This is a genomic window from Pseudomonas sp. 22490 (genome assembly GCF_052044465.1).
GTDB lineage: Bacteria > Pseudomonadota > Gammaproteobacteria > Pseudomonadales > Pseudomonadaceae > Pseudomonas > Pseudomonas aeruginosa.
Genome location: NZ_JBQENS010000002.1, coordinates 133,297 through 155,115 on the forward strand (window position 1 = coordinate 133,297; position 21,819 = coordinate 155,115).

The following is a 21,819-nucleotide window of genomic DNA, read 5'->3' on the forward strand; positions in this document are numbered from 1 at the left end:
GCCCCTGCCGGCGCGACTCAGCGCGCCTTGCAACCGCGACCGATGAGGTCGTCGGTTTCGACCCAGTACACCAGGCCTTCGTCGTTCTCCAGGTGGAAGCCCAGGCGTCCGTCGCTATAGAAAGCGCCGACGGCCGCAGGTTCCTGCTCCAGGTGGTGGACCACGTCGTCCTCGTCCTTCAGGCGCAGGTCGACGATGTTCTTGCTGCCGTCGATATAGCGCCATTCGATCACCGCCTTGCTGTCGCAGGTCCAGCGGGTCCAGTCCTTGCCGCCCGGCTTGCCGGAGGAAGCGGAGCAGCCGGCCAGCAGCGCCGCGGCGGCGAAGCCGCCGAACAGGGCGATACGCGAGTAGTTCATGTCCATCCTCCATCCGTGCGGAACGCTCCGCCGCACCTCGCCGGGCCGCAAGCGGCCCGCGCGGCGGCCGGCTGGCCTTGCCTGTCACAGGAAAGGCGCAATGCTACTGCGTACGCTGGCGAATCCCCAGCCCTTTCCGTAGAAACTGGCAGAAAAGCACTACGGGCATTCCACCGGCTTTTGTCCGGCGGTCGGATCGCCGCTGCTCTGCTGCTCGACCCGCTGGCGGTTCTGCTCGGTCGGCACCATCACGTCCGGCGGACTGATCACCTCGCAGGTGCTCGGGCGTCGACCGCCATCGCCGCTACAGGCGGCCAGGCCCAGGCAGAACATCAGGAGTGGCAAGGTTACGGAACGCATGGGGCACCTCCTTTTTTCGTCGTCCTCAAAGGTGTGACCCCCGAGGACGGCGAATGGTTTGCCCCGTCTGCGTCAGCCCTTGGCGCGCTGCTCCAGGATTTCCACGGCCGGCAGGACCTTGCCCTCGACGAACTCGAGGAACGCGCCGCCACCGGTGGAAATATAGGAGATCCGCTCGGCGATGCCGTACTTGTCGATCGCCGCCAGGGTATCGCCGCCGCCGGCGATGGAGAACGCCGCGCTATCGGCGATGGCATTGGCCAGGGTACGGGTGCCCTCGCCGAACTGGTCGAACTCGAACACCCCGACCGGACCGTTCCACAGGATGGTCTTCGAGGTCTTCAGCAGCTCGGCGAACTGCGCGGCGGTCTGCGGGCCGATGTCGAGGATCATGTCGTCGTCGGCGACCTCGGCGATGGCCTTGACGGTCGCCACGGCGCTCTCGGCGAATTCCTTGGCCACCACCACGTCCACCGGCAGCGGCACCTTGACCTTGGCGGCGATGGCCTTGGCGGTCTCGACCAGGTCGGCCTCGTACAGCGACTTGCCGACCTTGTGTCCGGCCGCGGCGAGGAAGGTGTTGGCGATGCCGCCGCCGACGATCAGCTGGTCGCAGATGCCGGCCAGGCTGTTCAGCACGTCGAGCTTGGTGGAAACCTTGGAGCCGGCGACGATCGCCGCCATCGGCCGCGCCGGGTTGTCCAGCGCCTTGCCCAGCGCGTCCAGTTCGGCGGCCAGCAGCGGGCCGGCGGCGGCGACCTTGGCGAACCTGGCCACGCCGTGGGTCGACCCCTCGGCGCGGTGGGCGGTACCGAAGGCATCCATCACGAACACGTCGCACAGCGCGGCGTACTTCTGCGCCAGCTCGTCGGCGTTCTTCTTCTCGCCCTTGTTGAAGCGCACGTTCTCGAACAGCACCAGGTCGCCCGCCTTGACCTCGACGCCGTCGAGGTAGTCGGCCAGCAGCGGCACTTCGCGGCCCAGGGCCTTGGACAGGTACTCGGCCACCGGCTTCAGGCTGTTCTCGGCGGAGAACTCGCCCTCGGTCGGTCGGCCCAGGTGCGAGCAGACCATCACCGCCGCGCCCTTCTCCAGGGCCAGCTTGAGGGTCGGCAGGGCGGCCTTGATCCGTGCATCGCTCTGCACCTGGCCGTCCTTCACGGGCACGTTGAGGTCCTCGCGGATCAGCACGCGCTTACCTTTGAGGTCGAGGTCAGTCATCTTCAACACGGTCATGACAATCAGTCCTTGGGTACTTGTTGATCAGGCACGGCGGCGCGCAGGTAGTGTCCGGCGACGTCGAGCATACGGTTGGCGAATCCCCATTCGTTGTCGAACCAGGCCAGCAAGTTGACCAGGCGAGGCCCGGAAACGCGGGTCTGGCTGCCATCGACGATGGCCGAATGGGGGTCGTGGTTGAAATCGCAACTGGCGTGCGGCAGCTCGGTATAAGCCAGCAGTCCGCGCAGCGGGCCGCTTTCGGCAGCCTCGCGAAGCACCCGGTTGATCTCGGCGGCGGAGGTGTCGCGGGAAGTCTGCAGGGTGATGTCCAGCGCCGAGACGTTCACCGTGGGCACGCGTATGGCTTTGGCCTGGATGCGCCCGGCAAGTTCCGGCAACAGGCGTTCGATGCCGCGCGCCAGACCGGTGGACACCGGGATCACCGACTGGAACGCCGAACGGGTACGGCGCAGGTCCTCATGGTGGTAGGCGTCGATCACCGGCTGGTCGTTCATCGCCGAGTGGATGGTGGTGATCGACACGTATTCCAGGCCGATCGCCTCGTTCAGCAGCTTGAGCAGCGGCACCCCGCAATTGGTCGTGCAGGAGGCGTTGGAGACCAGCGTTTCGCGGCCGCTGAGGTCCTGCTGGTTGACCCCATAGACGATGGTGGCGTCGATGTCCGCCTCGCTCGCCATCGGCTGCGAGAACAGCACCCGCGGCGCGCCGGCGCGGAGGAAACGCTCGGCCTGGGCGCGGTTGGTGTACTGGCCGGAGCACTCCAGCACCAGGTCGACCCGCAGCGCCTGCCAGTCGATGGCCTCCGGAGTCGGGCTGCGCAGCACCTTCACGCAATCGCCGTTGATGTGCAGGCAGTCGCCGTCGACCTTCACTTCGCCGGGAAAGCGGCCATGGGTGGAGTCGAAGCGGGTCAGGTACTCGACGCTGGCCTGGTCGGCCAGGTCGTTCAGCGCGACGATCTCGAAGCCCAGTTGCTCCGGGCGCTCGTGCAGCGCGCGCAGGACGCAGCGGCCGATACGGCCATAGCCATTGAGCGCGACGCGAAAAGGCGGGGTGGACATCGGCAGGGATAGCTCCGGCAAGGGGCCAGTGAAAGGCGCCAATTATGCGGGGGATGGGCCCGCCTGGGAACCGTCCGCGACCCGCGCGGCGCGGCGTACGCCGCGGCGACGGCTCGCGTGCAGGCGCTGAAACGATTCATGCGACACCTGGCTGGCGCGACCGCGTTCCGTTGTGCAAGGCTCGCCCGCATCTACCGACCGCCAGGAGCGCCAGATGCCCCGCTTCGCCGCCAACCTCAGCATGCTCTACCCCCGCCACGACTTCCTCGAACGCTTCGCCGCCGCCGCGGCGGACGGCTTCGAGGGCGTGGAGTACCTGTTCCCCTATGCCTACCCTGCGGCCGAACTGAAGGCCCGGCTGGACGACCACGGCCTGCGCCAGGTGCTGTTCAATGCCGCACCCGGCGACTGGGACAAGGGCGAGCGCGGCCTGGCCAGCCTGCCGGGGCGCGAGGCCGAATTCCGCCGCGCCATCGCCCAGGCCATCGACTATGCCCAGGTCCTCGGCAACCGCCACATCCATGTCATGGCCGGACTGCTGCCGGCCGGCGCCGACCGCATCCGCCACCGCGAGACCTACCTCGACAACCTCGCCCATGCCGCCCGCGAGGCCGCCGGTGCCGGGCTGACGGTGCTCATAGAGCCGATCAACAACCGCGACATGCCGGGCTTCTTCCTCACCCGCCAGGACGACGCCCAGGCCATCTGCCGCGAGGTCGGCGCGGACAACCTGCAGGTACAGTTCGACTGCTACCACTGCCAGATCGTCGAGGGCGACCTGGCCACCACCCTGCGTCGCGACATCGGCAATATCGGCCACGTCCAGATCGCCGGGGTACCCGACCGCCACGAGCCGGATGACGACAACGAAGTGAACTACCCCTACCTGTTCGAGCTACTCGACCGGCTCGGCTACCAGGGCTGGATCGGCTGCGAGTACCGTCCGCGCGGCGACACCTCGGCAGGCCTGGAATGGCTGCGGCGCTGGCGCGCTACTCGACGCGACGGATGATCGGCTCCAGCGCGTCCAGACGCTCGCGGGCGGCCAGCCAGTCGCGCACTTCCGCGCACCACTGTTCTTCCTTCAGCACCGCGCGGGCACGGGTCAGCACTCGCGGCCAGGGACGGTCGTCGAACAGGCGCAGCAGCACCTGGTTGAGCTGTTCGCTATCCAGCGGCCGGCGTCCACGGCGCACCGGCGCGTCGACCCGCTGCGCCAGCGATTGCAGCACCCGTTCGCGCTGCGCCGTATCCACCGGCATCGGCTGCTCGTCGTAGGCACAGAGCACCAGGATCTCCGGCGCGACGTTCTCCAGCAGGCCGGCGCGCAGCCGGCAGTGGCCATCGAGGATCACGCAGGCATCCAGGCAGTTCAGGCGCAGCGCCAGCACCGGCGGCAGCTCGCCTTCGCGGGCCTTCTTGCGCCACCACTTGACCCGCCCCTCGTCATCCTCGACCCGGCGCAGGGCGATCAGGGCGTCGTTGTCGCGCCCCCACCAGTCGAGCCACTGCACCCAGTCGTCGTCGAGGACCTTCTCCAGGCTGTAGAAGCGCCAGTCCGGCAACAGTGCGTCGCGCCCGACGCTGCGGTAGCGCCAGCGTTCCAGCACCCGTTCGCGCGGATCGTGGCTCTGCGGTGGCTGCCAGGCGGGCACCTGCTCGGCGAGCGACAGGCGCAGCAACCAGCGCCCGGCCTCCAGGCAACTGCCCGGGCTGGTACGCAGGGTCTCGACGAAATAGCGGCTCCAGGCCTTGTAGCGGGCCTCGCCGCGCAGGCCGCGCAACGCTTCCAGGGTCGGCGAGTCGATGGGCGGCACGCTGGCCTGCGCCGGGCTCGCCGCGACCAGGCTCTTCACCAGCCAGATGCCATCGTGGTACGGCAACTGGGTGGCCCAGAGCAGCGGCTGATCGCCACGCATCAGGCGAATGCGGGCCTGGCCGCCGGATTGCAGATGAAGGAAAGAGGGCGCCCGATGGGCGCCCTCCACCTGGACCGCGAGGCCCAGCCATTCGCCATTGGCGGGGCTTTCGAGGTCCCGCCAGTAGAGCGTGTGCATCAGTCTTCCAGCAGCTCCTCGGCCACCGCCAGGACGTTGTCCAGGGTGAAGCCGAAGTGCTCGAACAGCGCCGGGGCCGGCGCCGACTCGCCGAAGCTGGTCATGCCGATGATGCGCCCGTCGAGACCGACGTACTTGTACCAGTAGTCGGCATGGGCGGCCTCGATGGCGATGCGCGCGCCGACTTCCACCGGCAGCACGGACTGCTTGTAGGACTCGTCCTGCTGCTCGTAGACGCTGGTGCATGGCATCGATACCACGCGGACCTTGCGGCCCTGCTCGCTGAGCTTGTCGTAGGCCTGCACGGCCAGGCCGACTTCCGAACCGGTGGCGATCAGGATCAGTTCCGGCTCGCCTTCGCAGTCCTTCAGCACGTAGCCGCCGCGGGCGATGTCGGCCACCTGGGCGACGTCGCGCGCCTGGTGCGGCAGGTTCTGGCGGGAGAAGATCAGCGCGGACGGACCGTCGGCGCGCTCGATGGCATGCTTCCAGGCCACCGCCGACTCGACCGCGTCGGCCGGGCGCCAGGTGTCCAGGTTCGGGGTCAGGCGCAGGCTGGCCAGTTGTTCGATCGGCTGGTGGGTCGGGCCGTCCTCGCCGAGGCCGATGGAGTCGTGGGTGAACACGTAGAGCACGCGCTGCTTCATCAATGCGGACATGCGCACGGCGTTGCGCGCGTATTCCATGAAGATCAGGAAGGTCGCACCGTAGGGAATGAAACCGCCGTGCAGGGCGACGCCATTCATGATCGCGCTCATGCCGAATTCGCGCACGCCGTAGAACACGTAGTTGCCGGCGGCGTCGTCGGCGCTGACGCCCTTGCAGCCCTTCCACAGGGTCAGGTTGGAGCCGGCCAGGTCGGCGGAACCGCCGAGCAGCTCCGGCAGCAACGGGCCGAAGGCGTTCAGCGCGTTCTGGCTGGCCTTGCGGCTGGCGATGGTCTCACCCTTGTTGGCAACATCGGCGACGTAGGCCGCGGCCTTCTCGGCGAAGTCGGCCGGCAGCTCGCCCTTCAGGCGGCGCAGCAATTCGGCGGCCAGTTCCGGATGGGCAGCCTGGTAGGCGGCGAAACGCTTGTTCCACTCGGCTTCCTGGGCGGCGCCGGATTCCTTGGCGTCCCACTCGGCGTAGATCTGCGCCGGGATCTCGAACGGAGCGTGCTCCCAGCCCAGCGCGGCGCGGGTCGCGGCGATCTCGTCGGCGCCCAGCGGCGCGCCGTGGCACTCTTCCTTGCCCTGCTTGTTCGGCGAGCCGAAACCGATCACGGTCTTGCAGCAGATCAGGGTCGGCTGGTCGCTCTTGCGCGCGGTATCGATGGCGGTCTTGATCTCGTCGGCGTCATGCCCGTCGACGTTGCGGATCACTTGCCAGCCATAGGCCTCGAAGCGCTTCGGGGTGTCGTCGGTGAACCAGCCGTGGACCTCGCCGTCGATGGAAATGCCGTTGTCGTCGTAGAAGGCGATCAGCTTGTTCAGGCGCAGGGTGCCGGCCAGCGAGGCGACCTCATGGGAAATGCCTTCCATCATGCAGCCGTCGCCGAGGAAGGCGTAGGTGTAGTGGTCGACCACCGCGTGGCCGTCGCGGTTGAACTGGGCGGCCAGGACCTTCTCCGCCAGCGCCATGCCCACCGCATTGGCGATGCCCTGGCCGAGCGGACCGGTGGTGGTCTCGACGCCGGCGGTGTAGCCGTACTCCGGGTGGCCCGGGGTGCGCGAGTTGAGCTGGCGGAAGTTCTTCAGGTCCTCGATGCCGAGGTCGTACCCGGTGAGGTGCAGCAGGGAGTAGATCAGCATCGAGCCGTGGCCGTTGGACAGCACGAAGCGGTCGCGGTTGGCCCACTGCGGGTTGCTCGGGTTGTGCTGCATGTAGTCGCGCCAGAGGACCTCGGCGATATCGGCCATGCCCATCGGGGCGCCCGGGTGGCCGCTGTTGGCTTTCTGCACGGCATCCATGCTCAGTGCACGGATGGCATTGGCTCGCTCACGACGGCTGGGCATCGCAATTCTCCTACGGGGGTTGCTGGTCGGAAGACCAGGAGTGAAAAAAAGGGCGCCATTTTCGCCCACCGAAGGCCCAAGGGGCAATGACAGATCGGCAGGGGGACAGTATGTCGCTGCCGACCGGTTTTGCCAGAAGCCTGGCGCAGCCGGATTGCAATTGCGCGACGGCCACCCGTCATCAATATCAAAAATTTTTGATACAGGCATTGCCGGGGTTCGGACCCGGTACTAGACTGCGCCTCCATGAGCCTTCGCGTGCCTTCGATACGACCAGACGACTACGACCCGCTCGCCGCGCTGTGCAAGGCGGCTGGCGACTCGCTGCGACTGAATGTGTTGCGCGCCCTGGCCAACGATTCGTTCGGCGTGCTGGAGCTGGCGCAGATCTTCGCCATCGGCCAGTCGGGCATGAGCCACCACCTCAAGGTGCTGGCCCAGGCCGGGCTGGTGGCGACGCGCCGCGAGGGCAACGCGATCTTCTACCGACGTTCGCTGCCCCTGGCCGAACGCACCGGCGGCGCGCTGCACGCGGCGCTGCTGGAGGAAGTGGACGAACGGGCGCTACCCGACGACGTGCGGGCGCGGATCGATGCCGTGCACGCCCAGCGCGCGGCGGTCAGCCAGGACTTCTTCGCCCGCGCGGCGGACAAGTTCCAGGCCCAGCAGGACCTGATCGCAGGACTGCCGCAATACCGTGAGAGCGTGTTGGCCTTGCTCGACGCACTGGCCTTCGCCCCCGGCGCCACGGCGCTGGAGGTCGGCCCGGGGGACGGCGGATTCCTGCCGGAACTCGCCAGGCGTTTCCGCCAGGTCACGGCGCTGGACAACAGCGCGGCGATGCTGGAACTGGCGCGCCAGCGCTGCAAGGAAGAAGGATTGGGCAACGTCCGCCTGGAATTGGCCGATGCCCTGCAGGACGCCGCCGAACCGGCCGATTGCGTGGTGCTGAACATGGTCCTGCACCACTTCGCCGCGCCGGCGGAGGCGCTGAAACAGTTGGCCCGCCTGGTCCATCCGGGCGGCAGCCTGCTGGTGACGGACTTGTGCCGGCACAACCAGGGCTGGGCCAGGGAGGCCTGCGGCGACCTCTGGTTGGGTTTCGAACAGGAGGACCTGGCCCAGTGGGCCGACGCCGCAGGGCTCACGCCCGGCGAGAGTCTTTACATTGGTTTACGCAATGGCTTCCAGATCCAGGTCCGGCACTTCGCCAGGGATGCATCCGAAAGCCGCCTCACCCACCGGTAATGTAGGAACCGATTGATGAGCGAATATTCCGTTTTCACCTCCGAGTCCGTGTCCGAAGGCCATCCGGACAAGATCGCGGACCAGATCTCCGACGCGGTGCTGGACGCCATCATCGCCAAGGACAAGTACGCTCGCGTGGCATGCGAAACCCTGGTCAAGACCGGCGTGGCGATCATCGCCGGTGAAGTCACCACCTCCGCCTGGGTCGACCTGGAAGAGCTGGTGCGCAAGGTCATCATCGACATCGGCTACGACAGCTCCGACGTCGGCTTCGATGGTGCCACCTGCGGCGTGCTGAACATCATCGGCAAGCAGTCGGTGGACATCAACCAGGGCGTCGACCGGGCCAAGCCGGAAGACCAGGGCGCCGGCGACCAGGGCCTGATGTTCGGCTACGCCAGTAACGAGACCGACGTGCTGATGCCGGCGCCGATCTGCTTCTCCCACCGCCTGGTCGAGCGCCAGGCCGAGGCGCGCAAGTCCGGCCTGCTGCCATGGCTGCGCCCGGACGCCAAGTCCCAGGTGACCTGCCGCTACGAAGGCGGCAAGGTGGTCGGCATCGATGCGGTGGTGCTGTCCACCCAGCACAACCCGGAAGTCTCCTATAACGACCTGCGCGACGGCGTGATGGAGCTGATCATCAAGCAGGTGCTGCCGGCCGAGCTGCTGCACAAGGACACCCAGTTCCACATCAACCCGACCGGCAACTTCGTGATCGGCGGCCCGGTCGGCGACTGCGGCCTGACCGGACGCAAGATCATCGTCGACTCCTACGGCGGCATGGCCCGCCACGGCGGCGGCGCGTTCTCCGGCAAGGACCCGTCCAAGGTCGACCGCTCCGCCGCCTACGCCGGCCGCTACGTGGCGAAGAACATCGTCGCCGCCGGCCTCGCCGAGCGTTGCGAGATCCAGGTTTCCTACGCCATCGGCGTGGCCCAGCCGACCTCGATCTCGATCAACACCTTCGGCACCGGCAAGGTCAGCGACGAGAAGATCGTGCAACTGGTCCGCGAGCACTTCGACCTGCGCCCGTACGCGATCACCAAGATGCTCGACCTGCTCCACCCGATGTACCAGCCGACCGCGGCCTACGGCCACTTCGGTCGTCATCCGTTCGAGCTGACCGTGGACGGCGATACCTTCACCGCGTTCACCTGGGAGAAGACCGACAAGGCCGCTCTCCTGCGCGACGCCGCCGGCCTCTGAGCGACCGCGCGATAAAAAGCCCCGCTTCGGCGGGGCTTTTTCGTTTCCGGCAGGCTCAGCGCATGCGGAAGGCTTCCTGGTGGAACAGCCGCAGCGGCATGCCCTGCCGGCGCAGATCGCGGCGCAGGCTGTCGGCCAGCCCCTGCGGACCGCAGAACCAGACGCTCGGCCAGCGTCCTTCGGCGCTCTTCAGCACGCCCAGTTGCGCCGCCTGCGGCTTGCCCTGCTCGTCGCTATAGCGGATGTGCAGGGTCACGCTGGGCAGGTGTTCGCAAAGCTCGCGCAAGCGCCCGGCGAACAGCGCTTCCTGGGAATTGCGCACGCAATAGTGCAGCTCCACCGATGGCGCGCTTTCCGGCGCGGCCTGCAGCGACTCCAGCCAGGCGATGAACGGCGTCACGCCGATCCCGGCGGCGACCCAGACCTGCCGCCCGGCCAGGCCACGGCGGAAGTCGAAGCAGCCGTATGGCCCCTCCACCTCGACCCTGGCGCCGACCTCCAGGTTGTCCTGCAGGCGCCGGGTGTAGTCGCCCAACGCCTTGATGCTGAAGCGCACCTCGCCGCAGCCGCGGTCGGCGCTGGCGATGGTGAACGGATGGGCACCCTCCAGGCGGTCGCAGGTGAGAAAGGCGAACTGCCCGGCCCTGTGCGACCAGTCGCCCTGCAGCCGGCAGGTCACCTCGAGCAGGCTTTCGCCGTGCCGCTCGACGGCGGTGACCACGCCCGCATGGCGACGCGTGCGACCGATCCGCCCGCTCAGAGACAACAGTGCGCAGGCCGAACCGAGCAGAGCGCAGGCCGCCACCAGCCAACCGGCCGGCTGGCTCCAGTAGCTGGCCGGGGCGAGCACCACGGAATGGAAGGCCAGTACCAGGTAGACCAGGGCCAACGCCTTGTGCACATAACGCCAGAGGTGATACGGGAAGCGCTGCCAGAGAGTGATCAGCAGCATCCCGCCGAGAATCCACGCCGACCATTCACCCAACTCCTTGGCCGAGCCACGGAAGACGTCGAGGAAGGTTTCCACCCGCGGGCCTTTCACCGGTTTGCCGACGATACCCGCCAGCCAGGGGCCGGCCAACTCCAGCAGGTAGTGCAACAGGCCGAGGACGATGGCCAGGATGCCCGCCCACTTGTGCAGGCGGTACATGCGGTCGAGCCCGTCCAGCGGCTTCTCCAGCCAGACCGGACGCACCGCCAGCAGCATGATCAACGACATCAGGGCGAAGGACGCTACCCCGGTAAGCAGGATCGCCTGCTTGCGCACCACCCAGATATCCAGGCTCGCCGGCGGATCGACGGCCAGCGTCAGGCCCCAGGCCGCCAGCGCGGCGGCGAGAACTCCCCATAACAGTTTCATTGGCACCACTCCCCGACAGAACGCGCGAATCGCTGGAATGAACCCTGCGCGTCCAGTCTTAATTGTCCCTTAACTTCATGGGGGAATTAGCGAGGCCAGCGAGGTTTTCCCGCACAGCCATGACCTGCGTCAATCGTTGTCGGCCTTCAACCCCGGGGTGGGCGGAGCTATGCTGGTCCGCCGCGCCTACCGCCGAGCCGTGCCATGAAGATCCGCCTGCTGTCCGACCTCCACCACGAACATTTCGACGGGCGACGCCAACTGCCAGAGGTCGAGGCCGACGTGGTGGTGCTGGCCGGCGATATCCACAGCCACCTGGAAGGCCTGCACTGGGCCCGCGAGACCTTCGCCGACAGCGAGATCGTCTACGTCGCCGGCAACCATGAGTTCTACTCCTCGGAAATGACCGACCTGACCCAGGCGATGCGCAATATCGCCCGGGCGCTGGATATCCACTTCCTGGAAAACGACGAAGCGCGGATCGGCCCGGCGCGCTTCCTCGGCGCCACCCTGTGGACCGACTTCCAGCTCTATGGCGCGGACGGCTATGCGCCCGCCCATGAGCTGGCCCTGCAATCGATGCCGGACTTCAGCTGCATCGACTGGTTCGGCGGCGACTTCACCCCCGAGCAGAGCATCGCCCTGCACCGAGCCTCGCGCGACTGGCTCGCCGAACAGTTGGCGCGGCCCCACGACGGCCCGACGCTGGTGGTCAGCCACCACGCGCCCAGTGCGCTGTCGATCCCGCCGCAGTTCGTCGGCAACCCGCTGTCGCCAGCCTTCGCTTCCAACCTCGACGAACTGGTGGCGCAGGCCGACTACTGGCTGCACGGTCACGTCCACGATGCCCTCGACTACCGCATCGGCCGGGCACGGGTGCTGGCCAATCCGGGCGGCTATCCCCACGAGAGAGGCGGGTTCCGTCCGGAATTCGTCTTCGAGGTCTGAGCCTCAGCGCGGCAACTGGCTGAAGAAGCGCCAGATTTCCGCTGGCGCGTCCAGTTCCGGGTCGCTCTTGCCGAGAATCCGCGGGAAGCGATAGTCCGGCTGCGCCAGCACGTGGCCGCCGCCATGCACGCTGAGCAGCTCCACCGGCGGATGGCCGTCTTCCTGCCAGCGCTGGCGCTCGGTCCAGACCGGGCCGGGACGGGTCAGCGGCGCCACGTCCGGCGGCGCGGCGATGCCGTTCAGGCCGGCCCACCAGCGTGCCGAGTCCAGGGTCGAGCGTACCGCGCCCCGGTCGCCGAAGCCGAACAGGCTGACCTTGCCGCCGAGATAGGGATTGATCGGATCGCGCGTGCCGTTGATCAGCAACGCCGCGGTCGGCCGCTCGACCGGCCGACAGGCATCGTTCTCCGTGGTCGGCAGGCTCGCCGCCACCGTTGCGATCGCCGCCGGCAACCCCGGTGCTTCGGCGGCCAGGCGGAAAGCCATCTGGCCGCCATTGGAGTAGCCGGCGACATATACCCGCTGCGGATCGACGCGGTATTCCTGGGCCAGCCGCGCCACCAGCGCGCGGAGGAAAGCCACGTCATCGACGTCACGCAGCCGCGCCGAATAGCTGGCGGCCTTGCGGCAATCGTTCCAGTGGCCCTCGAAGCCGTCCGGGTAGGCCACCAGGAAACCTTCTTGCGCCGCCAGCCGGTCGAAGCCGTAGCCGCTGATGCGGCGCATCTGCGCGCCGTCGCCCCGTGAGCCGTGCAGCACCACCAGCAACGGCGCTCCCTCGGACACGCCCGGCGGCACGTAGAGCAGGTAATGCCGGCGCAGGCCTGCGACCTTCAGACTCGAGTCCTCGCTGTGGCCGGCCAGCGCGGGGGGGCGCAGGGCCTCGTCCTGCAACCACCACCAGGCGCCGGCGAGCAGCGCCAGGACCAGCAGCAGGATAAGCGTGCGAACCAGGCGGATCAGCGTACGCATCGCGGTTCTCCCGTTCTCGGTGTCTTCGGACAACGTTAGGCCGGGTTGTGCCGGAATGCCCGAACCATGGCCCTTCTCCAGAGACCCCGGGGCGGCGTACTTTGCTCCCGGACAACCACAACCGTGCCGTTTGCTGGCACACTTGCGCCTTTGTCACGCCGGCTGCCGCCTGCCTCATCCGCCTGCCAGGACGCTCGGCCGAGCCGTCGTCCGGCAACCGCACCGGCCGTTCGATCAAGGAGCCAACCGATGTCCATTCGTCCTTCACTGCCGCTGGCCGGGCTGCTGCTCGCCGTCGCCCTGCCGCTCTCTGCCGCCCAGCCGGGCGCCGCCAAAGGCGCCCCACTCAGCGGTTGCGCCGCCAAGCAGGCCGCCATCGAGGCGAAGCTGGAAACGGCCCGCTCGTTCGCCAACGAAGGCCAGGTGGCCGGCTTGGAAAAGGCCCTCTCCGAGGTCAAGGAACACTGCACCGAAGCCGGCCTGCTGAGGGAAAACAAGCAGAAGGTGATCGACAGCGAGCGCGAGGTCAGCGAACGCGAGAAGGATTTGCGCAAGGCCATGGGCAAGGGCGATCCGGAGAAGATCGAGAAACGCAAGGCCAAGCTGGCCGAGGCCCGCGCCGAACTGGAAGAGGCCAAGAAAGGCCTGGAACAGGCCCAGGCGCAGTAGGACACCAGATACCGCCCTACGCCTCGCGCCTCCCACGCAAGGCGTATGACGCCCGGTCCGGCCTCAGAGCGCGCGGAATTTCTTGTGGCAGGCTTCGCAGGCGTCTTCCACCGCGGCGAAGTCCTTGCGCACGCCATCCGGGGTCGGCGTGGCCTGGCGGGTGTTGTCCTGAAGACGGTTCATCGCGTCGATGAAGACCTGGGTGGCGGCCTTGAACTCCTGCTGGCGCTGCCAGACCTCGTCCTTGGCGCGGGTGTCCTCGCCCTCCTCGCCGGCCTTGGGACTGGGGAAGTACTGCCAGGGCTGGTCGGCCAGTTGGTGCAACTTCGCCGATCCGGCGCGGAACTTCTCCGCGTCGAAGGGCAGGCGTCCGCGGAGCATCCCGCCCATGTCCTCGCTGGTCCGTAGCATTTCCTTGAAGATCGCCTGGCGCTTGGCCTCGGGCGAATTGGGATCCATACGGTGACAGCCGCTCAGGGCGACGCCGGCCAGCAGCACGACGAGCAGGGACTTCAGCTTCATGGCAAGGCTCTTTTTTCAGGGTCGATCACGGAAGCGGCGGATTATCCGCCGCCACCGCCGATTGATCCAGAGCCGCGCGCCCGCACTGCGGCCATAGGCCGCAGCGGGCTGCTCAGGCGGAAACCACGAAGAACGCGGCGATGAGCAGCATGCCGACGAACCAGACCAGCGAGCGCAACGGCCCCCAGTCGGCGAGGTAGCAGATGACGTAGAGCAGGCGACTGGTGATCCAGGCAATGGCCAGGCTATCCAGGGTCGCCTGCGAAGCGTTGCCGACCAGATGGGCGATGATCACCGCCGCGGCGAACGCCGGGGTCACTTCGAAAGCGTTCAACTGGGCGTTGTTGGCACGCCGGCGAAAGCCTTCGAGCGAACCGAGGAACGCCCGCGGGTCGGCGTTGGCCCGACCGCCGTAGCCCTCCCCGCCGAACTTGGCGATGGAGGTACAGACGTAAGGCAGGAAGATCGCGATCAGCACGCACCAGAAAGCGATGGTCATGGCAGTTCCTTGTAGTTGTGGAACTGCAACTCAAGCTGGCGCCGCTCGTTCTGTAAAGGCACAGCCCCTTCAGAGCTTCATCAGCAGCATTCCGGCCAGCACCAGGCCGCACGCCAGCAGGCGTGGCAGTCCGAACGGCTCGTTGAGGAAGCGCATGCCGAACAGCACCGCCAGCAGCACGCTGGTCTCGCGCAACGCTGCCGCTTCGGCGATCGACCCCAGCTGCATGGCCCACAGCACCAGGCCGTAGCTGGCCAACACGCAGACCCCGACCGCCAGGCCGAGCTTCCACTCCAGCGCCCAGAAGCGGGCGAAGGCGCGGGTTCGCGCGCCGACGGCGATCAGCGGGAACGGCAGGCCGGAAAGCAGCGTCAGCCAGACCAGGTAGTCAAGCGCCAACGGCCAGCGCTTCAAGGCGTTGCCGTCGCTCCAGGTGTAGCCGCCGATGCACAGGCCGATCAGCAGCACCACCGGCAGGGTCCGCCAGGGCAGCCGCGAACCGCCGCCGCCCCAGAGCAGGCAAAGCATGCCGAAGGGGATCAACAGGATGCCGAGGATCTGCCGGCCGCTGAGCTGCTCGCCGCCGAACGCCAGGGTCAGGCCCAGCACCACCAGCGGCGACAGCCCGCGCATCAGCGGATAGACCAGGCCCAGGTCGCCGACCTTGTAGGCCTCGATCAGCAGTACCCGGTAGAGCAGTTGCAGGACGGTGGCGCCGAGCAGCCAGGGCCAGACTTCGGCCGGCGGCAGGCTGACGAAGGGCAACAGCAGGATGGCGCAGAGCACGCCGACAACGTCCATGCAGGCGACCACCAGCAAGCGGTCGCTGCTGAACTTGACCAGGGTGTTCCAGGTGGCGTGGAGAACGGCGGCGCATAGCACCAGGCTGGTGGCTAGCATGACGGGCCTTATTGGTATAGACCAGGATAGTCTATCCCGGCGGAGGCTCCAAATGCTCGCCTCGTTGCGGCGTTTTTCCCTGAAAGCTCCTACGAAAGCGGAGAAACATGCAGCAGACATCGTTACGTCAAACGGCTTAATCTTCGGACAATCCTGATGGACTACCATCGGCCAGCGCCGCACAGTGCCGGCCCGGCCTCCCTTATCAACGACACAGGAATCCCTGCCTTGAGCGCTCTCCTCAAGCCCCTCGACAACCGCTTGTTCTGGCCCGCGGTCGCCATCGGCGGCCTGCTGATCCTCGCTTTCGTCCTCTACCTCCAGCACGTGCGCGGCTTCGCGCCCTGCTCGCTGTGCATCTTCATTCGCCTGGACGTGCTCGGCCTGGTGCTCGCCGGGATCGTCGGCAGCCTCGCCCCGCGTTCGCGGATCGCCGGCGGCATCGCCGCGCTGGGCATGCTCGCCGCCAGCCTGGGCGGGATCTACCACGCCTGGTCGCTGGTCGCGGAAGAGAAACTGGCTGCCCAGGGCATGGGCAGTTGCAAGATGTTCATGGGCTTCCCCGAATGGATACCGCTGGACACCTGGCTGCCGCAGGTCTTCCAGCCCGAGGGGCTGTGCGGCGAAGTGGTCTGGACCCTGCTCGGCCAGTCCATGGCGGTCTGGTCGCTGGCGCTGTTCGTGTTCTGCCTGCTGGCCCTGGCGGCCAAGCTGGCGTTCGGCCGCCGCACCGCCTGACAGCGCCGATATCCGTGCCGGCACAAGGAACGTGCTGGCCATTGGCTGGTCTACAATCGAGCTTTCTCAACCCGGATGAGTACCACCATGCCTCGATTCCTCAGAAATGCCCTCCTTCCCGTCCTCGCCCTGCTGCTCAGCGGCTGCGGCTACAACGCCATGCAGGCCGGCGACGAACAGGTGAAAGCCGCCTGGTCGGAAGTGCTCAACCAGTACCAGCGGCGCGCCGACCTGGTGCCCAACCTGGTCAGCACGGTGAAGGGCTATGCCTCCCATGAGGCGTCGGTCCTGACCCAGGTCACCGAGGCCCGGGCCAAGGTCGGCAGCGTGCAGCTGAACGCCGACCAACTGGACGACGAGCAGGCCGTGCAGCGCTTCCAAAAGGCCCAGGGCGAACTGAGCTCGGCGCTTTCGCGCCTGCTGGTAGTCACCGAGAACTACCCGCAACTGAAGGCCGACGGCCTGTTCAAGGACCTGCTGACCCAACTGGAAGGCACCGAGAACCGCATCGCCGTCGCTCGCGGCCGCTACGTCAAGTCGGTACAGGAATACAACGTGCTGCTGCGCCAGTTCCCCGGCGTGATCACCGCCAAGCTGTTCGGCTACAAGCCCAAGGCGAACTTCAGCGTGGAAAACGAAGCGGCCATCTCCACCGCGCCGAAAGTCGATTTCGGCAACCCGCAACCGGCGCAGTAAGCCATGCGCCGGCTGCTACTGGGCGCCGGGCTGCTGCTCGCCAGCCTGGTCGCCTGGGCCGATGTGCCACCGATACCCGCGCTGACGGCGCGGGTCACCGACCTCACCGCGACCCTTTCCGGCGACCAGCGCCAGCACCTGGAGCAACAGCTCGCCGCCCTGGAAGCCAAGAGCGGCGCGCAGCTCGCTGTGCTGCTGGTCCCGACCACCGGCGACGATTCCATCGAGGAGTACGCGGTGCGTACCTTCGAGAAATGGAAGCTGGGCCAGAAGAAGGTCGACGACGGCGTCCTGCTGCTGGTGGCGAAGAACGACCGCACCCTGCGCATCGAGGTCGGCTACGGCCTGGAAGGGGCCATCACCGACGTCCAGGCCGGGCGGATCATCAGCGAGCAGATCACGCCGCAGTTCCGCCAGGGCAACTTCTATGGCGGCATCCAGGCCGGCGTGGACAGCCTGGTGCAACTGATCGATGCCGAGAAGAACCCGGACAGCGCTACCGCCAGCGCTCCCGTCGACGCCTTGCCGGCGGTTCCCGAGGCCACGCCGCCGCGGGCCCTGCCGGCACCGGTCGACGAGGGTGAGGTGTATGACAGCGCCCCGCCGGAGCCGAAAAAGAAGAGCGGCCTGAGCGGACAGCTCTGGGGCAACCCGGTCTACCTCGGTGTCTATGTGGCGGTCCTGCTCGCCGTGGCCCTACTCGGACGCCTGCTGCCGTTGCAGTGGATGCGGCGGCGCAGCATCGGCCGCTTCCTGCTTTGCAGCGCGGCGGTCGCCGGCCTGGCCTGGCTGTTGAGCATGGGCCTGTGGCAGAACGTCGACCGCGCGGCGGACGACAGTCTCGGCGTACTGGCGCCGACCCTGTTCATCTACGCCCTGTTCCTGCTTCCCGGCGAAGTGCTGATGGCCATCCTCAGCGCCATCCTCAATAGTCGCGGCGGCGGTGGGGGAGGCGGCAGCGGCGGTGGCAGCATCTTCCGCGGTGGCGGCGGCTCCAGCGGCGGCGGCGGCGCCTCCGGACGCTGGTGACGAAAAGCCCGAGGCCTGTGCCTCGGGCTTTTTTCATCGGTCGGCGACGGTTCTCGCCGATGCCGGAAGTCTTCGCCGCTATCCGGCAAACGACCGGGTAACGCGCTTCGTCAGGCGTATACCCAGAGCACCCTGACCGGCGCCTGGCTGCGGTTGGCGTAGCGGCTGCGCATATGGCTGGGAATCTGGAAACCGTCGCCGGCCTGCAGGCGCAGCTCCTCGTCCTCCAGCCACAGGGTCAGCTCGCCTTCGAGCACGTAGCCGCCCTGCTCCGAGCTGTCCAGCAGGTCGCGCTCGCCGCTGTCGGCACCCGCTTCAAGGCAGGTTTCGAGCATGAAGAAGGCGCCGCCGAGACGCGGCGATACCAGGTTGTCGCTGGCGCCACGAGCGTAGGCCAGGGTCCGACGCTCGCCCGGGCGGGTCACCCAGGGCGAGGCCTGGATCTTCGGCGAGCAGAAAAAGTAGGTCGCCGGCACCCCGAGCACCTGGCTGATGGCGACCAGGTCGTCCACCGCCGGCCGCGAAAGGCCGCGCTCGACCTGGGAGACGAAGCCCACCGAACGGCGAATGCCGTCGGCCAGCGCCTGCAGGGTGATGCCCTTGCGCTTGCGCAATTCGCGCACCAGGCTGGCGATCTCCGCCAGGTCGTCGGCTACTTCGCTCATCTCGGCTCCGGGCCCTCTCAGAACAGGTCGCGCAAACGGTAATACGCTTTGCCCAGGGCTTCCAGCGGCGCGGCGAAGCGCTGGCCGCCGGGAAACTTCGGATTGCGCAGGCGCTGGTAGAGCGCCAGGGTCTCGTCGTCGCCGAGCAGCGCGTCGCTGACCGCCCTGGCCGCCGCCAGACTCGGCAGCACGCCGTGGCCGGAGTAGCCTTGCAGCCAGTAGCGGTTGCCCTGCCGGCCGATGTCCGGGGTACGCCGCATGCTGCAGTCGATATGCCCGCCCCAGGCATACTCCAGCGCCACCCCGCGCAACTGCGGGAACACCCTTTCGAGATAGGGCCGGGTGGCGGCGCGGATGTCGCTGGGCATGCCGCCCAGGTAGGTGCAGCCGCCGCCGAACAGCAGGCGGTGGTCCGGGGTCAGGCGGAAGTAGTCGAGGACGAACTGGTTGTCGGTCACGCAGCAGTTGCGCGGCAGCAACGACTTCGCCCGTTCCTCGCCGAGCGGCTCAGTGGCGACCTGATAGGTGCCCACCGGCAGCATCCGTTGCGACAGCTCGCTGTCCAGCCCGTCGATGTAGGCGTTGCAGGCCAGCACCAGCGCCGCGCAGCGGATCTCGCCGTGCTCGGTACGGACCCGGTAGCCGTCGCCCTCCTCGCGATAGTTCAGGGCCCGGGTCCGCTCGTGGATACGCCCGCCGGCGCGCTCGATGGCGGCGGCCAGGCCGAACGCCAGCTTGAGCGGATTCAGGTGTGCGGCGTGGGGGTCGTAGAGACCGGCAAGGTAGCGCTCGCTGGCGATCCATTCGGGCAACTCGTCCTTCGCCACGAAGCGTAGCCCCTCGTAGCCCCAGCGACGGTTGGCCTCGGCCTGCCAGTCGTAGAGCAGGCCGACCCGGCGCGGCAGGATCGCCGTCCATAGGTGACCGACCCGGTAGTCGCAGTCGAAGCCATGTCGCTGCGGCAACTCGCGCATCTCGCCGGCCGCCCAGAGCATGCCGTCCCAGAGACGGCGTGCGCCTTCGTAGCCGAGGTCGGCCTCCAGCGGCGGCAGGTCGCTGGACCAGCCGGGCAGCGCCTGCCCACCGTTGCGCCCGGAGGCCGCCCAGGCGATCCGGCTGGCTTCGATGACGCATACCTGGCGTCCGCCTTCGACCAGCCGCAGCGCCGTGTGCAAGCCGCTGAAACCGGCGCCGACCACCAGCACCTCGCAGTCGAGGTCACCCTCCAGGGCCTGGCGCGGCTGGATCAGTTCGGGATTGACGGCGGCGTAGTAAGTGCCGACATGCTCGTTGGATTGCAGGAACATCGCGACCTCCGTGAAATTATATTGGTTATTTTTCATGAAAAATAACACTTAAAATTTCACGAAACCAGTCCCGAGCATTCGCAAACGGCCGGCAGGATGCCGTCGCGCACCAGCAGAGGCAGAGGGGCAAATATTCGAAAGGAGGCGGGAAGCCCCCCGCCAGAGCGAAACTGGCGAGGGGAACAGACGTGCGGACAGCGCGGCTCGCGCCGCGGAGAAAAGGTGCACGACCACGGGCGGGGGCATGCCGGGCGTGCTGCGCCAGTGTCGGCGCCGACGGGAGCGGGCGACAGGTACGAATGCACCAGCCGCCCTGGTGCATTCGTACCCTCTTCGTTTATTTGCGCCCGTTGCCGTTGCGCGGCTCCGGCGCGAATCCGCGTTCGCGTGCCCAGACGATGGCCTCGCCACGGCTGTGGACATCGAGCTTGGCGTAGATGGTCGCCACGTGGTTGCGCACGGTGTTCGGCGCCAGGCCCAGTTCCTTGGCGATCTCCTTGTCCGCCAGGCCCTGGCAGATGAGGTCGAACACCTCGCGCTCGCGCGCAGTCAGGTCGGCCAGTTCGGCGCCGGTGCCCGGCGCGTTGGCGCGGCGAACGTTGGCGAGCTTTTCGATCAGGGTGCGGCTGAACCAGGAAGCGTCCTGCATCACCGTCTCGATGGCGTGCACCAGCTCCATTTCGGTGCGCCGCCGGTCGCTGATGTCCAGCAAGGCCACCAGCACGCAGTCCTGCTCGTTGAGGCTCACCGCCTCGGCCGAGACCAGGCAGTCCAGGCCGTTGCGATCCTTGTGCTGCAGGCGCAGCTGGACGTTGCGCACGCTGCCGCTCTGCGCCAGCAGCTCGCCCAGGCGCTCGGCGCCGCCGTCCTGCCACAGCCCGCAGGCGACGGTGGACTCGCCGAGCAGTTCCTCGGCCTGGTAGCCGAAGGTTTCGCTGAAGGCCTGGTTGATGTCCAGCACCTGCAGGTCGTCGCCGCACAGCACCAGGCTCGGCACCGGTGCCATGCGGAAGGCCTTGGCGAAGCGCTCCTCGCTCTTGCGCAGGGCCTCCTCGGCCTTCTTCCGCGGTTCGAGATCGGTGAAGGTGAAGAGCATGCAGGCCTCCTCGCCGACCTCTATCGGCTGCCCGGCGACCACCACGCACTTGCGTCCGCCCTCCGCCACCCGCAGGCTCGCCTCCATCTGCGGGATGGTCTCGCCGGCGCCCAGACGCTCCACCGCCAGTTCGCGGCGCTCGGCCTGGTCGAGTACGTCCAGCTCGTACACCGAACGGCCGATCACCTGGTCGCGGGCATAGCCGGTCATTTCCAGGAAACCGACATTGACCTTCACGTAGCGGTAGTCGCTGAGCCGGCAGATCACCGCCGGCGCCGGGTTGGCATTGAAGGTCTTCTCGAAGCGCTGCTCGGCGCTGGCCCACTCGGTGGCGTCGTGGAGGATCAGCACCAGGCAGTCGGGCTTGTCCTCGGGGGTGGTCAGCACCAACCCGCGCACGCGGTGCACCCAGCGGGTGTCCTCGTCGGCGGCGGGAAACACTTCCACCACCACGTCGCTGAAGCACTCGCCAGCCACCAGGCGCTCGGCCGGGTACTGCCCCTCCTGCAGCGGATGATTGTTGCGGTAGCGCAGGCGAAAGCGTTCGCGATACTCGCCGGTATCGGCGCCCAGGCCTTCCAGCGAATCGACGCCGTGCATCGCCAGGGCCGCCTCGTTGGCCCAGAGGATGCGCTGGTCCGGCTCGATCAGGATCACCCCTTCGGTAAGGCCGGCGATGATCTGCTGCAACTGGCGGCGGTCGGTCTGGGTACGCAGTACCTGGTCGTTCATGCTGTTCCTCTTGGATGGAGCGATTTTCCGGGGGCAGCAAGGATGCCCGCCCGCCCTGACCGCGCACGCGTGACGATTGCACTAGCGGTGCTAGTGCATTTGCATCGCGAAACGATAGCGGAGGCACCCCTACCCTGGCGATACAGGAAGCAATGT

Annotated in this window: 22 protein-coding genes; 8 read left to right on the forward strand and 14 right to left on the reverse strand. The window is 67.5% G+C overall.

Annotated elements, in window-relative coordinates:
• Positions 1-17: 17 nt before the first annotated feature.
• From ACTJJX_RS02760 to epd, 4 genes are all read right to left on the reverse strand, one after another.
• Positions 18-359 carry an MliC family protein gene (locus tag ACTJJX_RS02760; protein ID WP_003113229.1) on the reverse strand — a complete coding sequence of 114 codons (342 nt, stop codon included), beginning with the start codon at positions 357-359 and terminating at the stop codon, positions 18-20.
• A 159-nt stretch (positions 360-518) separates the two neighbouring features.
• On the reverse strand, positions 519-719 hold the full coding sequence (locus tag ACTJJX_RS02765; protein WP_003084961.1) for a hypothetical protein: 201 nt from the start codon (positions 717-719) through the stop codon (positions 519-521).
• 72 nt (positions 720-791) lie between these two features.
• Positions 792-1,955, reverse strand: coding sequence for a phosphoglycerate kinase (locus ACTJJX_RS02770; RefSeq protein ID WP_003101603.1), 1,164 nt, complete (start codon positions 1,953-1,955; stop codon positions 792-794).
• A gap of 5 nt (positions 1,956-1,960) precedes the next feature.
• Positions 1,961-3,022, reverse strand: coding sequence for an erythrose-4-phosphate dehydrogenase (gene epd, locus ACTJJX_RS02775; RefSeq protein WP_003084958.1), 1,062 nt, complete (start codon positions 3,020-3,022; stop codon positions 1,961-1,963).
• Between the two features lie 214 nt (positions 3,023-3,236).
• On the opposite strand from epd, the gene otnI reads away from it, so the two are divergent.
• Entirely contained in the window at positions 3,237-4,034 is a 798-nt protein-coding gene (otnI, locus tag ACTJJX_RS02780; RefSeq protein ID WP_003113230.1) for a 2-oxo-tetronate isomerase, read from the forward strand.
• On the opposite strand, the gene ACTJJX_RS02785 is transcribed toward otnI, so the two are convergent.
• Both ACTJJX_RS02785 and tkt read right to left on the reverse strand, forming a co-directional pair.
• Positions 4,015-5,079 (reverse strand): hypothetical protein, encoded by a 1,065-nt coding sequence (locus ACTJJX_RS02785; protein ID WP_003101600.1) that lies wholly within the window; start codon positions 5,077-5,079, stop codon positions 4,015-4,017. The two genes, otnI and ACTJJX_RS02785, sit on opposite strands and share 20 nt — an antisense overlap.
• Positions 5,079-7,076, reverse strand: coding sequence for a transketolase (tkt, locus tag ACTJJX_RS02790; RefSeq protein WP_003101598.1), 1,998 nt, complete (start codon positions 7,074-7,076; stop codon positions 5,079-5,081). The genes ACTJJX_RS02785 and tkt overlap by 1 nt, the downstream gene beginning before the upstream one ends.
• A gap of 246 nt (positions 7,077-7,322) precedes the next feature.
• On the opposite strand from tkt, the gene ACTJJX_RS02795 reads away from it, so the two are divergent.
• Positions 7,323-8,324, forward strand: a complete 1,002-nt coding sequence (locus tag ACTJJX_RS02795) for an ArsR/SmtB family transcription factor (RefSeq protein ID WP_003113231.1) — start codon at positions 7,323-7,325, stop codon at positions 8,322-8,324.
• 15 nt (positions 8,325-8,339) lie between these two features.
• Positions 8,340-9,530, forward strand: a complete 1,191-nt coding sequence (gene metK / locus ACTJJX_RS02800) for a methionine adenosyltransferase (RefSeq protein ID WP_003084948.1) — start codon at positions 8,340-8,342, stop codon at positions 9,528-9,530.
• A gap of 55 nt (positions 9,531-9,585) precedes the next feature.
• On the opposite strand, the gene ACTJJX_RS02805 is transcribed toward metK, so the two are convergent.
• Complete coding sequence (locus ACTJJX_RS02805; protein WP_003142758.1) at positions 9,586-10,890, reverse strand: ferredoxin reductase family protein; 1,305 nt, start codon at positions 10,888-10,890, stop codon at positions 9,586-9,588.
• Between the two features lie 204 nt (positions 10,891-11,094).
• On the opposite strand from ACTJJX_RS02805, the gene ACTJJX_RS02810 reads away from it, so the two are divergent.
• Entirely contained in the window at positions 11,095-11,838 is a 744-nt protein-coding gene (locus tag ACTJJX_RS02810) for a metallophosphoesterase (RefSeq protein WP_016852398.1), read from the forward strand.
• 3 nt (positions 11,839-11,841) lie between these two features.
• Here the strand turns inward: ACTJJX_RS02810 and ACTJJX_RS02815 are convergent, their stop codons facing one another.
• Positions 11,842-12,810: an alpha/beta hydrolase family esterase gene (locus ACTJJX_RS02815; protein WP_003084939.1), complete on the reverse strand. Its 969-nt coding sequence runs from the start codon at positions 12,808-12,810 to the stop codon at positions 11,842-11,844.
• A gap of 249 nt (positions 12,811-13,059) precedes the next feature.
• On the opposite strand from ACTJJX_RS02815, the gene ACTJJX_RS02820 reads away from it, so the two are divergent.
• Positions 13,060-13,479 (forward strand): DUF1090 domain-containing protein, encoded by a 420-nt coding sequence (locus ACTJJX_RS02820; RefSeq protein WP_003101589.1) that lies wholly within the window; start codon positions 13,060-13,062, stop codon positions 13,477-13,479.
• A 63-nt stretch (positions 13,480-13,542) separates the two neighbouring features.
• Here the strand turns inward: ACTJJX_RS02820 and ACTJJX_RS02825 are convergent, their stop codons facing one another.
• The 3 genes from ACTJJX_RS02825 to ACTJJX_RS02835 form a co-directional block, all read right to left on the reverse strand.
• Positions 13,543-14,001 carry a c-type cytochrome gene (locus ACTJJX_RS02825; protein ID WP_003110213.1) on the reverse strand — a complete coding sequence of 153 codons (459 nt, stop codon included), beginning with the start codon at positions 13,999-14,001 and terminating at the stop codon, positions 13,543-13,545.
• 112 nt (positions 14,002-14,113) lie between these two features.
• Positions 14,114-14,500: an MAPEG family protein gene (locus ACTJJX_RS02830; RefSeq protein ID WP_003101585.1), complete on the reverse strand. Its 387-nt coding sequence runs from the start codon at positions 14,498-14,500 to the stop codon at positions 14,114-14,116.
• Between the two features lie 69 nt (positions 14,501-14,569).
• Positions 14,570-15,400, reverse strand: a complete 831-nt coding sequence (locus ACTJJX_RS02835) for a DMT family transporter (RefSeq protein ID WP_003101583.1) — start codon at positions 15,398-15,400, stop codon at positions 14,570-14,572.
• A 228-nt stretch (positions 15,401-15,628) separates the two neighbouring features.
• On the opposite strand from ACTJJX_RS02835, the gene ACTJJX_RS02840 reads away from it, so the two are divergent.
• The 3 genes from ACTJJX_RS02840 (at position 15,629) to ACTJJX_RS02850 (ending at position 17,863) form a co-directional block, all read left to right on the forward strand.
• Positions 15,629-16,138: a disulfide bond formation protein B gene (locus ACTJJX_RS02840; protein ID WP_003101580.1), complete on the forward strand. Its 510-nt coding sequence runs from the start codon at positions 15,629-15,631 to the stop codon at positions 16,136-16,138.
• A gap of 87 nt (positions 16,139-16,225) precedes the next feature.
• Positions 16,226-16,834 carry a LemA family protein gene (locus ACTJJX_RS02845; RefSeq protein ID WP_003084923.1) on the forward strand — a complete coding sequence of 203 codons (609 nt, stop codon included), beginning with the start codon at positions 16,226-16,228 and terminating at the stop codon, positions 16,832-16,834.
• Positions 16,835-16,837: 3 nt separating this feature from the next.
• Positions 16,838-17,863, forward strand: a complete 1,026-nt coding sequence (locus ACTJJX_RS02850; protein ID WP_003121802.1) for a TPM domain-containing protein — start codon at positions 16,838-16,840, stop codon at positions 17,861-17,863.
• A gap of 110 nt (positions 17,864-17,973) precedes the next feature.
• Here ACTJJX_RS02850 and ACTJJX_RS02855 read toward each other — a convergent pair whose 3' ends face one another.
• The 3 genes from ACTJJX_RS02855 to ACTJJX_RS02865 all read right to left on the reverse strand — a co-directional run bounded on the left by ACTJJX_RS02855 (position 17,974) and on the right by ACTJJX_RS02865 (position 21,663).
• Entirely contained in the window at positions 17,974-18,528 is a 555-nt protein-coding gene (locus ACTJJX_RS02855) for a helix-turn-helix domain-containing protein (protein WP_003101576.1), read from the reverse strand.
• A gap of 17 nt (positions 18,529-18,545) precedes the next feature.
• Positions 18,546-19,835 carry an NAD(P)/FAD-dependent oxidoreductase gene (locus ACTJJX_RS02860; RefSeq protein WP_003101571.1) on the reverse strand — a complete coding sequence of 430 codons (1,290 nt, stop codon included), beginning with the start codon at positions 19,833-19,835 and terminating at the stop codon, positions 18,546-18,548.
• A gap of 337 nt (positions 19,836-20,172) precedes the next feature.
• Positions 20,173-21,663 carry a helix-turn-helix transcriptional regulator gene (locus tag ACTJJX_RS02865; protein ID WP_003121801.1) on the reverse strand — a complete coding sequence of 497 codons (1,491 nt, stop codon included), beginning with the start codon at positions 21,661-21,663 and terminating at the stop codon, positions 20,173-20,175.
• Positions 21,664-21,819 lie beyond the last annotated feature (156 nt).

Excerpts from the sequence above, each read along its gene's own strand:
- ACTJJX_RS02850 (WP_003121802.1), top strand. The coding sequence starts at position 16,838 with ATGCGCCGGCTGCTACTGGGCGCCGGGCTGCTGCTCGCCAGCCTGGTC.
- epd (WP_003084958.1), bottom strand. The coding sequence starts at position 3,022 with ATGTCCACCCCGCCTTTTCGCGTCGCGCTCAATGGCTATGGCCGTATC.
- ACTJJX_RS02845 (WP_003084923.1), top strand. The coding sequence starts at position 16,226 with ATGCCTCGATTCCTCAGAAATGCCCTCCTTCCCGTCCTCGCCCTGCTG.
- ACTJJX_RS02805 (WP_003142758.1), bottom strand. The coding sequence starts at position 10,890 with ATGAAACTGTTATGGGGAGTTCTCGCCGCCGCGCTGGCGGCCTGGGGC.
- ACTJJX_RS02795 (WP_003113231.1), top strand. The coding sequence starts at position 7,323 with ATGAGCCTTCGCGTGCCTTCGATACGACCAGACGACTACGACCCGCTC.
- ACTJJX_RS02830 (WP_003101585.1), bottom strand. The coding sequence starts at position 14,500 with ATGACCATCGCTTTCTGGTGCGTGCTGATCGCGATCTTCCTGCCTTAC.
- ACTJJX_RS02765 (WP_003084961.1), bottom strand. The coding sequence starts at position 719 with ATGCGTTCCGTAACCTTGCCACTCCTGATGTTCTGCCTGGGCCTGGCC.
- ACTJJX_RS02785 (WP_003101600.1), bottom strand. The coding sequence starts at position 5,079 with ATGCACACGCTCTACTGGCGGGACCTCGAAAGCCCCGCCAATGGCGAA.
- ACTJJX_RS02860 (WP_003101571.1), bottom strand. The coding sequence starts at position 19,835 with ATGTTCCTGCAATCCAACGAGCATGTCGGCACTTACTACGCCGCCGTC.
- ACTJJX_RS02820 (WP_003101589.1), top strand. The coding sequence starts at position 13,060 with ATGTCCATTCGTCCTTCACTGCCGCTGGCCGGGCTGCTGCTCGCCGTC.
- ACTJJX_RS02825 (WP_003110213.1), bottom strand. The coding sequence starts at position 14,001 with ATGAAGCTGAAGTCCCTGCTCGTCGTGCTGCTGGCCGGCGTCGCCCTG.
- ACTJJX_RS02770 (WP_003101603.1), bottom strand. The coding sequence starts at position 1,955 with ATGACCGTGTTGAAGATGACTGACCTCGACCTCAAAGGTAAGCGCGTG.
- otnI (WP_003113230.1), top strand. The coding sequence starts at position 3,237 with ATGCCCCGCTTCGCCGCCAACCTCAGCATGCTCTACCCCCGCCACGAC.
- tkt (WP_003101598.1), bottom strand. The coding sequence starts at position 7,076 with ATGCCCAGCCGTCGTGAGCGAGCCAATGCCATCCGTGCACTGAGCATG.
- ACTJJX_RS02760 (WP_003113229.1), bottom strand. The coding sequence starts at position 359 with ATGAACTACTCGCGTATCGCCCTGTTCGGCGGCTTCGCCGCCGCGGCG.
- ACTJJX_RS02865 (WP_003121801.1), bottom strand. The coding sequence starts at position 21,663 with ATGAACGACCAGGTACTGCGTACCCAGACCGACCGCCGCCAGTTGCAG.
- ACTJJX_RS02815 (WP_003084939.1), bottom strand. The coding sequence starts at position 12,810 with ATGCGTACGCTGATCCGCCTGGTTCGCACGCTTATCCTGCTGCTGGTC.
- ACTJJX_RS02810 (WP_016852398.1), top strand. The coding sequence starts at position 11,095 with ATGAAGATCCGCCTGCTGTCCGACCTCCACCACGAACATTTCGACGGG.
- ACTJJX_RS02835 (WP_003101583.1), bottom strand. The coding sequence starts at position 15,400 with ATGCTAGCCACCAGCCTGGTGCTATGCGCCGCCGTTCTCCACGCCACC.
- ACTJJX_RS02855 (WP_003101576.1), bottom strand. The coding sequence starts at position 18,528 with ATGAGCGAAGTAGCCGACGACCTGGCGGAGATCGCCAGCCTGGTGCGC.
- metK (WP_003084948.1), top strand. The coding sequence starts at position 8,340 with ATGAGCGAATATTCCGTTTTCACCTCCGAGTCCGTGTCCGAAGGCCAT.